This window comes from Haloferax sp. Atlit-6N (genome assembly GCF_003383195.1).
Lineage (GTDB): Archaea > Halobacteriota > Halobacteria > Halobacteriales > Haloferacaceae > Haloferax > Haloferax gibbonsii.
Genome location: NZ_QEQJ01000003.1, coordinates 398,864 through 413,453, shown reverse-complemented (window position 1 = coordinate 413,453; position 14,590 = coordinate 398,864). Strand labels below are relative to the sequence as shown.

7 protein-coding genes and 1 pseudogene are annotated in these 14,590 nt (G+C 53.9%); 6 read left to right on the top strand and 2 right to left on the bottom strand.

Features of this window, described 5'->3' with window-relative positions; translation table 11 throughout:
* The 5 genes and pseudogenes from DEQ92_RS14095 to DEQ92_RS14075 form a co-directional block, all read left to right on the top strand.
* A pseudogene (locus DEQ92_RS14095) lies at positions 1-115 on the top strand (IS630 family transposase); the annotation flags it as partial.
* On the top strand, positions 105-3,497 hold the full coding sequence (gene pglX / locus DEQ92_RS14090) for a BREX-5 system adenine-specific DNA-methyltransferase PglX (protein WP_115821010.1): 3,393 nt from the start codon (positions 105-107) through the stop codon (positions 3,495-3,497). The pseudogene DEQ92_RS14095 and the gene pglX, both read left to right, overlap by 11 nt.
* A 2-nt stretch (positions 3,498-3,499) precedes the next feature.
* On the top strand, positions 3,500-5,650 hold the full coding sequence (gene pglZ / locus DEQ92_RS14085; RefSeq protein WP_115821009.1) for a BREX-5 system phosphatase PglZ: 2,151 nt from the start codon (positions 3,500-3,502) through the stop codon (positions 5,648-5,650).
* Positions 5,651-5,656: 6 nt separating this feature from the next.
* A complete protein-coding gene (locus DEQ92_RS14080; RefSeq protein ID WP_115821008.1) occupies positions 5,657-8,566 on the top strand; it encodes a helicase-related protein in 2,910 nt (969 codons plus the stop codon).
* Between the two features lie 223 nt (positions 8,567-8,789).
* Positions 8,790-11,183: a hypothetical protein gene (locus DEQ92_RS14075; protein WP_147299496.1), complete on the top strand. Its 2,394-nt coding sequence runs from the start codon at positions 8,790-8,792 to the stop codon at positions 11,181-11,183.
* 172 nt (positions 11,184-11,355) lie between these two features.
* Here the strand turns inward: DEQ92_RS14075 and DEQ92_RS14070 are convergent, their stop codons facing one another.
* Complete coding sequence (locus DEQ92_RS14070) at positions 11,356-11,967, bottom strand: hypothetical protein (protein WP_115821006.1); 612 nt, start codon at positions 11,965-11,967, stop codon at positions 11,356-11,358.
* Between the two features lie 160 nt (positions 11,968-12,127).
* Positions 12,128-12,598, bottom strand: coding sequence for a hypothetical protein (locus DEQ92_RS14065; protein WP_115821005.1), 471 nt, complete (start codon positions 12,596-12,598; stop codon positions 12,128-12,130).
* A gap of 364 nt (positions 12,599-12,962) precedes the next feature.
* Between DEQ92_RS14065 and DEQ92_RS14060 the strand changes: the two genes are divergently transcribed.
* Positions 12,963-14,210 (top strand): Cdc6/Cdc18 family protein, encoded by a 1,248-nt coding sequence (locus DEQ92_RS14060; RefSeq protein WP_115821026.1) that lies wholly within the window; start codon positions 12,963-12,965, stop codon positions 14,208-14,210.
* Positions 14,211-14,590: the final 380 nt, after the last annotated feature.

The window sequence follows — 14,590 nt, the reverse complement described above, 5'->3', positions numbered from 1 at the left end:
ACAGCTTCAAGCAGCTCTGAGTAACCGGTTCTTCGACTCACTTGACGAGCTAACAACAGCGATTGATACTGCCCTTGAGCAACTTTCAGTTCCAAAAGTGAGTAATTACTTCTAACGACTACTATAGCGTTCCGGAGCTCTGCACCTATCTCATCCCCGACGAAGACGATCAGGACGCACCGTCGTTCGACCATCCCTCGGAGCTTCGCGTCATCGACCCTGCCTGTGGGAGTGGCCACTTCCTCCTCTACGCCTTCGATATCCTCGAGCGCATCTGGTGGGCAGAGACCGACCTCGACCGAAGCGAGATCCCGGCAAAGATTCTCGAACACAACCTCTACGGCGTCGACATCGATTTGCGCTCCTGCCAGCTCTCTGCGTTCAATCTCTACCTGAAGGCCCGGACTCGAGCTGAAGAAGAGAACGGGGACTTCGAGATGCCCAACGTCGGTATCGTCTGTGCCGACGCTCGCGTCGCCGAAGTGGAAGAGGCAGTCGCCGTTCTCGACGAGATTACTGGTGAAGGAACCGATGTCCGCGAGGCACTCGACGAGATCATCGAGGAGTTCCAGACGACGGAGGCGCTCGGGAGCCTGCTGGACGTCCAGAGCACGCTTTCGGAGGAGTTCATGGACCAGCAGACGGACATCATGGAGTGGGGCGGCGAAGGGCCACACACACTGAATGGCTTCTTGAGACAGCTACGAGAGGCCGTCGATGAACAGACATCTGATTCTTTCGGTGACCAAAACCTCCGTAGCTTCCTGAATTTACTCGTAGTTCTGACACAGGATTATGACGTCGCCTTGATGAACCCACCATACGGTTCGAAGGCTCGCATGCCAGCCGCAGTGCGAGATTACGTGAGGGAACACTATCGATACGCGAGAGAATACTATATCAACTTCTTTGAGGCATGTAATCGGCTCGTCAAGGATGGCGGTAGGGTAAGCATGATTGTTCCTCGGACATTTATGTTTAAGAGTACTTTTGAGAATTTCCGAGGCGACTTCATTGGCAAACAGGGATCTTTTGATTTTCTCACCGAATTCGGCAACGGAGTACTGGATAACGCGACTGTCCGGACAGCAGGAACCGTCGTTCGAATCGGTGACCGAGATACGGAAGACCCCACTGGTACCTTCTTCAGACTCCATGACGTCGACACAAATCACAAAGAAGACAAATTTATCGCAGCGGCGTTCGATCAGCACCAATCCAATATCGAACGTAAGTTCACGCGGAAGACATCCGAATTTGAACTCATCCCCGGAAACCCTCTATCGTATTGGGTCCCCCCCGCTCTTCGATCACTCTATACTTCACCCACGGTCTTTGATGCAGCTAATGCCAATCTTGACGACAGAGAAAGCCTAGGAGTCGCGAAAGTAGGGCTTCAGACAGGTGATAACGGGAGGTTTGTCCGGAAGTTCTGGGAGAGCCCCGACTTCGAGTATTGGATACCGTTCGCAAAGGGCGGTGAGGATGCTTGGATTCTACCCCAGGTTAACTTAACAGTTGGTTGGGGGGAAACCGGAGCAGACATCCGTCGGTATGAGGGGTCTCGGCCACAGAATACACAGTACTTCTTCAGGGAAGCTCTTACGTATACGTATATGAAGGAGAGCGGGCGGAGGTTCGGATACCTCCATCCGGACTCAATCTTCGGACGGGCTGGCTGTGCTTACATCCCGTCGGAAAACACCTGGGGCGTTCTCTCATATGCAAATAGTAATTTAACCACATACTTGATGCTGAGCCAAACGCCTGACCGTCAGTGGGAGGTAGGATATGTATCGAAACTGCCTTGGAATGATAAAATTGGGCGTAATTCGAAATTAGCCTCACTCTCACGCGAGGCCGTCGGCCATTTACTCTCCGAGCGCCAGTACGATTTCTCTTCGCCACACTATGGGGGGCCAGTGTTACTTGCTGTTCTGGGTATCACCGAACAGCTCCCTCAGTACGACCATCCGCATCGCAATCTCCGCGACGAGTTGGAGCTCAACGAACCAACCGAACTCCTCGACACAGATGCGTCAATTGAGGACCTCGGAACTGCCAGCGCACGTCATTTAGAACAAATAAAACTAAATCTCCAATCCTGTGCAGACGCTATCGATGATGCCGTTTTTGATTCCTTTGACATCACGGAGGACCAACGCGAAACCGTACTCCAAGAAATCGCCCTCAGAACGAATGAAGACCCCTGCAAGCGCGAGAATTACGATCCCGACGGAATCACAGAGCCATCCGAAGACTTCCCGGAGATGGTGAAAGACCTTCTTCTCCATTTAGCAATCCGCGTCGTTCACGAGGATGATGACGGAATCGTCCCAATCTCTAGCGTCGAAAATGAGGCAGACCTCTTGTCGCGGATCGAGGGTGAGTTCGATCGACTCTTTGATCAGCACGCTTCGGCGCGCCTTGCAGAAGTCGACCAAATCCTCGGAAGCCGAACTGCTGACGAAGAGGCGTATCCGAACCTCCGCGAGTGGCTCAAAGACGACCTCTTCGACTACCACGTTTCCACGTTCGAGCGTACACCAATTCTGTGGCGCCTCACGACCGATCGGCTCGTTTCCGACCCGGAGGGCGAAGGATTCGCCTGCCTCGTTGACTACCACCAACTGGATGACGGCGTCTTCGACCGCCTCCAGAACAGATATATCGAACCCCGAAAGGCTCTCCTTCGGGAGCGGCGGAGTTCGGCGAACCGGCGGCGGGGCGACGACTCGCTCTCTGCCTCTGAGAAGGCCGCTGCGGCCGAAGAGTATGCCCGCTGTGAGAGTGGTCTCGAACAGATCGGTGTCTTCGAAGAGCGACTGTCCGAGTTAGCCCAATCGTCGCCGCGTGAGTGGCCCAGAGAGAATCAAGAGACGGCAGAAGATGCTGTTCAGTCGGTCGTTAGTTTCAGAGAAGAGACTGCTTCACGTCTCAAGACGCTCGAGGAGCTGGCCGAGCTCGACGACGTCGACATGGGGGATCTATTCAGCCCGTCGTTCTATGAGACGGTACAGAAGAACCAAGAGGAGTGGCTTGACGCTTTAGACGAATTGCAATCCGCCTTCGAGGCGTACGCAGCCGATGGTTCCGAGCCAGTCGAAGCACACCTCTACGATCTTTTCGATTACTACGACGATCTCGTCGGCTCCACACACTACGCGAGCAACGGGATTCTATTTATGACGTACTACTTCGGGAAGTTCGAGGACGCTGGGCAAGCCAAGATTGGCGACGGTGGGGTCTCGAAACGCGAGCGCCTACTCTCCGAGTTGGCGACTGGGCTCAACGAATATGAAGAACTCGCGAACGAAATCACCAAGGCGTGTGACGCTGTTGCGAGCGATATTTCTACTGACTGGGAGGAGCGAGCGCTCGCGGAGATCACGACTGCGGGATACCAGCCGAACCGGAAGCACGGAGTCGAGATCAACATCCGACCGCTCGCTGATGCGAAGGTCGTCCCGAAGACAGTGGAAGACGACGTTCTCTAATTATGCCTGCGACAAAGACCCTCCCAGAGTGCGCCCACGACGCCATCGAGACTGCTATCGACGAGGCAGCCGACGAGGATCCCGTCATTCTCTGGTGGGACGACGGCGGCTATCTCCGCGATATCGTCGAACACGCCAGCACCAAACTCCGCTGTGAGTTCCGCGCTGCCGGGCAGACACCGTTAGAACTCCGGGCAGACGCCCCACGCGACCGAACCGTCTGGTACGTTTCCCAGCCCAGCAGCGGCGACGTGGACTGGTTCAGGGACGTCGAACACACTGGCGGTGTCGTCGAGCAACACATCGGCAAGCTCGCTGCACGCTGCTTCGAAAACGAGCGCATCCAAGCGGCAACGATTCGCACCGCGTACGAGGACGCCGAGGACCGCGAGAAGGTCGCCCAGACGCTCTACGAGGAACTCAACGGCGAGGGTGGCCTCCCGTCACTTCAGGGCCTTCAGACGAAGATCGTGCTGGACGGCCACGACGACCCCGTGCAGTTCGTCCTCGAACACGGGACACGAAACCTCCCAGAAGGCGATGAACTGCTGAAAATCCGTGACCTGCTGGTCGACGACGGCGTCAAAGCCGTCAAAGGACAGTCTGACGCTCGCCCCATCGTCGAACGAACACGCCGCTGGGCGGTCGCTGAGTGGCTCGTCGACGAAGGACTTGACAAATCGCTGCTCCCGCAGGAGTACCGGCCCGAACCGAGTACGGGCTTCGGCATCTCCAGACCCGAACTCCGGTCGGTACTGAGCAAGACCGAACGGAAGGGGGAGTTGGCGAACGTCTATCTCGACCCAACCCAACGGTTCTGGCATGATATCCTTCGTACCCACGATGACCCGTGGAAACTCGCTGACTGTCCCGTCGACGCCTCGCTCGAACATCGTCTCTGGGACGAGTGGACCCAGTCGTTCAACAGCGGGGACTACGAGACCTGCGTCACCCACGCGAAGCAGCGTCACGAGCGTCTTGAAGCGACGTACGGTGACGTCCCGTGGACGCACGTCTGGGAGCAGGCTATCGACGTGGCACGACTCGCGAACGAGCTCCAAACCTGGGACGAGCGCGGCGACACGAGCGACGTCGTCGACCTCTACGGTGACGTTGACGAGGGTACTTGGCAGATAGACAACGCCGTGTTCAATTTGGTCGTCTCAGGCAAGCCCGAGAAGAAACTCCCCCAAGAGCATCCGGCGACGGCCACGCTTGATAACTTCCGAACCTCTCTGGTGGAGTCGCAGTACCTGGAGTATCTCACCGATCTTGGCGACCTCGTTGTCGACCAAATCGACGCTGGATCGCCGTTTGTCGGTGAGAACCACGCTCACCAGTTCTTCGCCGAAGAGCAAGAGCATCTCCAGAGTGGCCAGAGCGTCGCGCTGTTCATCATCGACGCGCTACGCTTCGACCTCGCCCACGAACTCGCAGAGTCGATCCGACGCGAGATCCCCCAGCTCGAAGTCGAGGAGAGTACGTGGGTCGGTACGCTCCCATCCGATACCGAGTTCGGGAAGGCTGCGCTCACGCCCGGGAGCAAGTTCAGCTTCAACATCGACCTTGACGACGGAGAGCTGATCCCTGAGCGAAACGGGCGAGAGATCACTAACTACCGTCGGCAGACGCTCCTCGAGAACGACGGTTGGAGCTACATCATGCGGGATGAAGACGACGAGGTTGGCTGGAGCAACACTCGTGTCGCCTACTACTGGAACGATATCGACGAGACTGGTGAGAAGGAGCTGACGAACTTCGAAGAGCTGTTCAGCGACCGCATCGACGCCATCTCGCGTATCATCTGCGAGAAGTTACGGAAAGGCGAGTGGGACCGTGCGTACATCCTCTCAGACCACGGCTTCGTCTCGCTCCCGAGGCACGTCGACATCGACGACCTGCATCCGCCAGCCGAAGCGGAGAAGGTGACCCGTCGATGGGTCGCAGGCAAGAACCTCGACGACGATGCACCGGGCGTGTTACTCGACGAGGATACCCATCTGGGCTATCTTGACGAGAGCGCCAGAGTCAGCATCCTCGCAGACCCGATCCAGCGCTTCCGCAATCAGGGACTCCCAGACGCTCGGTTCTATCACGGTGGCGTCCTCCCTCAGGAGTTCGTACTGAACTTCGTCACCATCACGCAGGAATAACCACCTATGAACGACCTCGCATCCGGAGACACGATTCTTCTCAATGACAACCCCGCCGAGGTCATCAAGACGTACTCCGTCGGCGACCTCGACTACCTCCGGGCCTACGTTGAGGACGTCGGCGTCAAGACCGTCTGTATCGACGACGTGGACATCGAGCGAAAGCAGGACCAAATCGGTGCTCTCGAACCTTCGACGGCTTCTCAACTGCACCCTGAGCACGAGTCAGTCTCCGCTGAATGGTTCGACCTTCGGTCACAGGCGCTCCAGCTCCAGATCGCCCACGAGCAGGGCCAGCTACTGAGTATCTCGAACTCGCTTGTCCGCCTCGAGCCGTACCAGCTCGCCTGCGTCAACTGGGTGATGCAGAAGCTCCGACAGCGAGCGCTCATTGCGGACGACGTCGGATTGGGGAAGACCATCGAAGCGGGGCTCATCCTCAAAGAACTCACCGCTCGCAACCGCGCCGACCGGGTCCTGTTCGTTGTTCCGGCTCACCTCCAGAAGAAGTGGATTCGTGACATGGACCGCTTCTTCGACATCAGTCTCACACCAGCGGATCGGCAGTGGGTCGAGGGGGAGCGACGGCGTCTTGGTGAGGAGGCGAACATCTGGGACCAGGACCACCAGCAGATGGTCACGAGCATGGCGTTCCTCCGTCAGGAGGAGTTCCGCGATGAGCTCGACGACGCGTTCTGGGACGTCGTGGTGGTCGACGAAGCACACAAGGCGGCCAAGCGTGGCGAATCCCCAAGTAAGACCTCGAAGATGGTTGAGCGGGTGGCCGATAACTCCGACTCGTTACTCCTGCTGAGCGCAACACCCCACGACGGTAAGGGCGAGGCTTTCCGGTCGCTCATCGAGTACATCGACCCGTTCCTCGTCGCCGAAGACCAGGATCTCTCGAAGGAGGCGGTTGACCGCGTGATGATGCGCCGCGGCAAGCAAACCATCTACGACGACAACGGTGAGCGAATCTTCCCAAACCGCGAGGTCGGGACGATTCCGGTTCAGATGACGCACGAAGAACGCCAGTTCTACAGAGCGGTGACGGACTACGTCAAGCACGTCTATAATCGCTCTGAGCAGCTCAACGAGCCCGCTGTTGGGTTCGCAATGGCACTGATGCAGAAACGCCTCGTCAGCAGTATCGGAGCGATCAAGGCAACGCTCAGCCGCCGACTCGCGAACCTCGTCGACCAACAATCGACGGCGACGTCATTGTCTGAAGAGGCCCAAGCCTATCTCGAGGGAGAGGACCTCGACGAACAGGACCAGCAGAAGGCCGAAGAGGAGCTTGCAGGGCTCACGATCACCGAGAGCGACGCCCAACTCGAAGAGGAGATCGAGACGCTCAGAGACCTCGTCTCGCTCGCAGAGGGCATCCCTGTCGACTCGAAAGCCCAGAAGGTCCGGCGATACATCCAGCAACTGCTCGAAGAGCAGCCCAACGAAAAGGTGCTGCTGTTCACGGAGTACCGCGATACGCTCGACTACATCCTCGAACTTGTGAAGGACGAGCCGTGGGCCGACGAGATCCTCGTCATCCACGGCGGCGTCGACAAGGAAGACCGCGCTCGCATCGAGGACGAGTTCAACCACGGTCAGTCCCGTTTGCTCTTCGCGACCGACGCAGCCAGTGAGGGGATCGACCTCCAGCACAGTTGCCACATCATGGTCAACTACGAACTTCCGTGGAACCCGAACCGCCTCGAACAGCGGATTGGTCGCCTCCACCGCTACGGCCAGGAGAAGGAGGTCAAAGTGTGGAACTTCTCGTTCGAGGATACCCGCGAGAGCGAAGTGTTCGAGATGCTCCAGGAGAAGGTCGAGAACATCCGCGGCCAGCTGGGGAACACGGCCGACGTGCTGGGGATGCTAGACGACATAAACGTCGACTCACTCATTATGGAGTCCATTCGGAACGACGAGCCAGCGAGTGCGACCAAGGAGGAACTTGAAGAACTCATCGACGAGCGCCAGCGGACGCTCGCAGAGTGGTACGAACGAAGTCTCATCGACACCAGTACCTTCGATGAAGAGAGCCGCCGGAAAATCCAGGAAGTGATGGACCAGTCCGAAGATGTCTACGGTAGCGAAGGCGACATTCGGCAGTTCTTCGAACTGGGCATTTCTGCCCTCGGTGGAGACGTCGAGAAAGCTGGAAACAATCTGTTCCGTGCAGAATTGCCCGATTCGCTTCGGCGCTCGCGTGACGGCGAACCCTACGGGCCGTTCACGTTCAACCGCGAGTTCGCGATGGACCACGAGGGAATCGAGTACATCTCTCCAGACGCAGACCTGGTTCAAGAACTCATGCAGCGAGTACTCGACAGCGAACAGGGTACTGTTGGGCTCAAACTACTACCATTCGTAGACGAACCTGGGATCACCTACAACTACCGCGTCAGGTTCGAAGACGGTACAGGCGAGGTGATTCGAGAGGAGATTCTCCCTGTCTTCGTGGATGCAGCACACCGAGATCCACAACAGCGACTCGGTCAGCGGGTCATTGAGGGTGACACGATCAAAGGAGCGCCGGATGGGGATCGCGTCCGTTCGCTTCTCGAACACGAGAGTGAGATGCGGTCATCCGCAGAACGCTATGTCAGTCAGCGTGTCGAATCACGACGGGACGAACTCCAGAAACGCCGACGAGAAGAGACGCAGGAGGAACTCGATGACCTTGAGGCGTACGCGGATGCCGAACGCGAACGCATCGAGATGTTCATTTCAGAATACGAGCGCAAAGCAGAGGCCGGATCAGATATGGATATTGCAATCCGGAGACAACGAGACCGGCTCTCGAAGCTTGAGGCTCGAATCGAGACACGTCGACGTGAACTGCGACGGAAGGCGCAGGTCATCTCGTTGGCACCCGAAGTCGAGAATATTTGTCTCGCTCTTCCGATTTAGTTTGGGTCAAAGTTGCTCAAAGAAAAATACCGGTGTACACAGGATGAGAAAACACGTCCCCCAAACGTATCGACTATTCCTTGCTCCTGCGGTTCATACTGTATTCAACTTGCATTGGGAGTCATCAACCAATGACGTAGATTGTGGCTGTTAATTATATCAAGACCATTGAAATTCGTGTCACGTGGTAAGTATTATTATAGACACCTCTCTATCGTGCTGTATGTCATCACAGTCTGGAGCCGGGTCAGACGACAATTCAAATCTTAATCTCCCGGACTCCGACGAATTTTGGAGACTTCTGCTCGGGCGAAAATATGACAATATGAGTAGTAACGAGAAGACAGATCTGAACCTACTCAACGAGATTTACCGCAGAGAAGGGGACATTGTGGATTCGGTATATGGGTCAAAGCAGGCACTTGTTAGTGAGATCCAATCAGAAGAGAATGACCCAGAGATAGTCCTTTCAACAGTGTGGGCGGAGAGTAAATGGCAAGAAAAGAGCCCAGGGGATCAGTTTGAATTCGATGCTCAGTCCCACGTCGAGAAGGAACTAGAACGGATTACTGAATCTAATTTTGTAGTGGATGAGCTATACAACGACCTGATTGTCATTTGGACGCAGAAGCAGGTATCCCGTCCCCGTGAAGAGGACCAAACAGTCCGTAGCTACCTTGATAATGATTGGTCTCCGCTTTTCGCCCGGTTAATAGAGCCGACCCTACTCGAAATCCGAGGCCGAAAGCGTCGCCGTCACCAACTGAATGCTGAATTCGCAGAAGAAGGTGCGGCGCGGAAGGTTCTGAAAGAGCGTTCTGATGAATCAGTTCTGGACGACTTGTCCAAGGTTTTCGGGGAACAACTTGAGTCACTTGACCTCGTTGAGGTCCGATTTAGACAAAGCAAATTGCCGAATGGTTCACAGATCACCATCCGAAATATATCCGGCGTACAAGACGACCTACAAGACGAGAGTATCAATCCTGCCGTTGTTTCACCACAAATTGCGTCTAAAATCTCATATCTTAAGTTTAGAGACCAGCAGAGTGACAATATAGCAAAGATTAAAATCGAGCGGCAAAGTCGTGGGTTCTCCTTCGAGATTCAAGCTAACTATATTAGTGACGAGGAAACACAGGCAATTAAGCAAGTAATAGAATCCAAATTTAATATATCTTTTAACAAAGTCTATCCGTACCACCTGCAATATCAAACTGATTTCATTCTTCACCAGATTCTCTCTGGTAGTGTTGACGCATATGATACCTACTATGACGAGCTTGATGATCGGGACAAAGAACTGATTGACCCATACATCAATTATAACCAAGGATCTGAATTTGTCTGTTGGGGTTGTCGGACGGAATACGACGAGGAACCGGATACCTGTGGAGAATGTGGGAACGAGTCTTTTGAACCGAAAGACGAGCTGGTCATCGATGATGATCAAATATTCAACGATGTGTTAGATATTTTTGGAGACATCGACCAGACCATTGAAAGTGACAAACGTGATGTGAAGCTTCAGGGCGTCCACACAGAGGAGAAAGAAGTCGGGACAAGTAGATATGTACACACACTGTTCAGACGCACGCAAGACTCTGGCAGTGGCGGATTGGAAGCGACTCAAGATTATCGGTATGAATACTTCGTATATCCGCTTTCAGGCCGTAAGCCACAGAGGATAGGACAGTACCTACTGAACACCGTTTTCATCACCTACGGTACAGCATTCGAGCAGGAGTTGGAGAACTTCGGGACAATTCATTTCATAGAGCTTCTTCGGTCGAACAATCCCAGCGAATTATTTATTGAAGCAGTTGAGAAAAGCCATCGCGGTATGCAGGATCGGTACCGAAAGCGTGCGAAACAAGCAATCAATAATCTGAGACAGCTTCAATCAAAGGTTGACACAGGTATTATAGAGGATTATGGCGGAGAAGAGGGCCCAGAAGACGATTTCCTTGATGAGTATTCGGCAAAGAAGTTTGAGAAAGATGTTTTTCACTTGTTGAAGTCAGTATTCAGTTTCACCGAACGGTGGGGGAGAGAAGGGAAAAAGGAAACCGACGGGTGCTTGATCATACCGGATGGTGATAGCGGCTATTGGGTTGGTGGCTATGATCCTAAGCTCACAACAGATATTCGCGGGTACAACATTCGGTCTACTGAAAAGGACAAAGTTGCGTACTATATTTTAGAGGAAAGTAATCGGGAGTACATTGAAGACGTACTCAAGCGTGATGACCCCATTGACGCCCATATTTTTGTGTCAGATATATTTAGGGAGGGTCAATTCGAACCAACAGCAGAGCGAGTCAGAGATTGGTTCTCGTTGGTACAGAACGGTAACACTGATCTAGAAGTTCCGATTGTCTTTCTCAGAGTTGAACACCTGATAGACTTATTCGACATATTCGAATCAAATTACACTTTCCTTCGAGAGTATCCCGGTGTGATGGCTACGTTCCGTGAGGAGGTTATTTCTGAACTTTCTACCCATGAGGGTTTCATTGAATTTGACGATGAATCTTGTAATCGGATTCGAAAGAAGTTGGTCCAAGAGCTTGATACAAGAGATAAGGACAGGGATGTACAAGATTACACAGAATAGATCCAACCAAGAAGGATGCTACTGAGGTCGTCTAAACTATGTGCAAAAATGCTGTCGAGTCAGCAAATTCAACCGACAAGCGTTCCAGCCCATTATCGAAGGTTTAGAGCTTCAGTCGCTAAATCACCTGGCCTCAAGAAAACAGGGTCAAATCCCGGTCTTAACTTCTGCACTATGAGTTAGAATCCGAGAGTTGAGGCATGTATTCACTGAAGTCATAATAGTAGAACAACACACCTGTAACCAAGATTGATAAACCAATCGTGATTACATTATGAGTGTTACTTTGAACAGGGTATTGACTACGGATTTTCCAAGAGGTAAGGAAAGCAGATAACCCGGCCGTGTAGGTAGCGTAAGTATCCGTTCGGCCGTCCAGTAGCGCAGTAATGTCTTTGGCATCGTACACATTCACATAAGCACGGCTAAGTACAATTATTAGGCCAAGTATTTGGATTACTGAAAGGGGTCCAACCACACTTTCGATAAATCTCTGAAGTTCTAGAGAAATGAAAACAGAGCTTCCAATAAGTATCAGTAATGCGACTTGCTTCATCACACGTGAATCTCCACCAAATATATCGATGAATTCGTGGTTGACGTCGTCCGTTTGAAAGTTTGACCATGCCTCGTGAACCAGCCCGAACAGCAGTATTACGAATAGATACTCAAGCAGGTAGTAGTTCTCAGTGATCCAATCCGAGAGAATGAGGGCAGCCCCTGCAGCAACCATCAAAATTTGCAGCAGTTCCTTATTTTCGTTCGCTAGTTCACGCAGAACCATCAAATATAGAGACAGACTTGATTCAAGTGAGATAAATTATTCGTCCGTTCAGATTCAACGTCAATAGTAAGTAGCAACTGTCAACCAGATATTACAGAGATTAGCAACAATCCCCAATTAGGTTGGTACCATCAAATAACCAACTGGACACAGGGGAGACTTACAAGAACTCAGCGACGTCACCGGGTGTAGAGACGTAATACTTCCCAGAAATCTGTTCGTCGTACTGTTCGATGAAGCCCTCCAACTCCTCGGCGTCACTCTTCCCGTTAGGAACGACAAGAACCCTCCTGTATCCGCTTACGCTGAAGTCCTGTATCTGTTCAAGCGCCTCAGATGGTTCGTTTTGGAGTGAATCTGCCGTTTCAACTTCGATAATCAAGCTGTTCGCATAACCAGACTTCACGACCACGTCTGGTATCCGGGTTAAGCCATCGATCTCTCCCTCAGGGTTTGGTATCTCATCGCGGTGAGAGAGGTGATCTGCGTAGACTGTAGCAGTTTTCGGCACTTCGTCCACGAGAGCGTCATACGTCTGCTCGACGACGTCGTGGTGGTCAGCGCTTGATTCTCCGAGCACTTTGGACGCGAGGGCAATGCCACCCGCAGCCACTGCAATCTGCCATACCATGATTCTTAGGCCTCCACCTCTGTTCCGTCGGGAGGTAATCGAAGATGGTAGCAGAATGATGTCAAGTTTGGGAGAGCAGATTGTAAGTGAAGCTTGGCCAGCTCAACTCAGTAGGCGGAGAGGGTACTCATCCAAGTCATTGTCTAAAATGGCAGCGACGGGTGACAATTAATTGCCACACTCCACATGGGACAACGGTCTGTATTCAGACGCTTCTGCCACCGGACCAAGAACGTTGGAAATGCGGCCTTTATTCACTTTCCCAACTGGTCGGCGTATGAAGCGTACACAGACCTTCTACTGCCAAATAAACGTTGGAAACAAGGGGTTGTCTTTATTATCCACCAGTGAGGACGTGACAGACATGGACGACGAGAGCGGCAACGTTGCCGCAGAGATTTTCGGCAAGCCAGATCCGATATTCGAGCAGAAGACCCTCGTCGACGTCGACCACGTCCCACAACCAGAACGCATCGTCGGCCGCGATGACGAGATTCGCGCGCTTTCAATGCAACTCCGGTCAGCTATCGATGGCGAGTCACCGGAGAACGTGGTCATCTACGGCGAGACCGGGACGGGCAAGAGCCTTGTCGCGAAGCATGTCTCGACGGTCGCCGAGAGTATGGCCGAAGGCATCCGCATCGGGACGGCGTATATCGACTGTAGCGACGACGACACAGAGACACAGGCCGTGTCTCACATCGCACGGAAGCTGAACGACGAAGGCCAGACCGGTGTCTCAGTTCCGGAGATGGGCCTGTCGAAAAGCGTCTACTACACGCGTCTCTACGCCATTTTGGACGAACTCTACGACGTCGTTCTCATCATTCTCGACGAGGCGGATATGCAAGCGGACGATGGCCTGTTGATGTCGCTATCGAGATCACGTGAGACAGGGAAGACGGATTGTCGAGTCGGCGTCGTCGCCATTTCCAACAAGGTCCGGTGGGCGGAGAACCTCAACGACCGCGTGAAGTCGTCGCTTCAGCCCCGAGAACTCAATTTCCACTCCTACGATGCGAACCAGCTTCGGTCGATTCTCGAACACCGGCGTGATGCGTTCCGGGACGGAGTCCTTGAGGATGGTGTGATTCAGTTGAGCGCCGCGCTCGCTGCCCAGGACCACGGCGACGCCCGACAGGCTATCGACATCCTCAGAAATGCGGGGATGCTCGCACAGCAACAGGACAGTGAGACAGTCACCGAGAAACATGTTCGGGAGGCCCGTCGAGAGGCTGAGAAAGATCGGTTCCACGACCTCATCGGGGGGTTGACGGTCCAGAAGAAGACCACACTCGCTGCCGTTACGACCCTCCACAAGCAGACCGGGCGCGATGAATTCCCGACCGGAGATATCTACGCGGCGTACGCTGACCTCTGCGAGGTGATCGGCGTCGAGCCGCGAACCGAGCGTCGCGTGCGAGACTTCGTCCGCAATCTGGCGTTCCTCGACGTACTCGACGCGCGAAAAGATAATCAAGGGCGGGCGGGCGGCATCACCATCTACGCCGGCTTACAGCCCGCTCACGACCTCGAGATCGTCCACGAAATCGCGATGACAGACGACCGATTCGCCAACGTTGACGAATCGACGACAACCCTCTCCGAATAGCATCCCACCCACCCCTCGTTTCCGACGTTCTTCAAGCCGTAATCAGTGTCTTCGACTGGCAGGGGTCACACACGCACCCCTCGTTTCCGACGTTCTTTGTCAGGTCCTACCCGGTAGGAAACCTCCGCCTCTATTTCGGCAGCAAACATTATCACATATGCGCTGGAAACCATTCACTAGCCGCCTTTCAGTTTTGAATTGGGTGGGACTGTAGTCCCGCCCACTGCAGGTTTAATTCACCCTCTCACAAGAACGTCGGAAATGCGGGGTGGGAGTGTAAACCGTGCAATCACACCCCGCCTGTCGAAAGTAACTGTATCGACCTGCAAGTGCGAAACACACCACACCTACTGCCTCAGCTATATGGAATTTAGATATTG

Excerpts from the sequence above, each read along its gene's own strand:
- pglZ (WP_115821009.1), top strand. The coding sequence starts at position 3,500 with ATGCCTGCGACAAAGACCCTCCCAGAGTGCGCCCACGACGCCATCGAG.
- DEQ92_RS14080 (WP_115821008.1), top strand. The coding sequence starts at position 5,657 with ATGAACGACCTCGCATCCGGAGACACGATTCTTCTCAATGACAACCCC.
- DEQ92_RS14075 (WP_147299496.1), top strand. The coding sequence starts at position 8,790 with ATGTCATCACAGTCTGGAGCCGGGTCAGACGACAATTCAAATCTTAAT.
- DEQ92_RS14070 (WP_115821006.1), bottom strand. The coding sequence starts at position 11,967 with ATGGTTCTGCGTGAACTAGCGAACGAAAATAAGGAACTGCTGCAAATT.
- DEQ92_RS14065 (WP_115821005.1), bottom strand. The coding sequence starts at position 12,598 with ATGGTATGGCAGATTGCAGTGGCTGCGGGTGGCATTGCCCTCGCGTCC.
- DEQ92_RS14060 (WP_115821026.1), top strand. The coding sequence starts at position 12,963 with ATGGACGACGAGAGCGGCAACGTTGCCGCAGAGATTTTCGGCAAGCCA.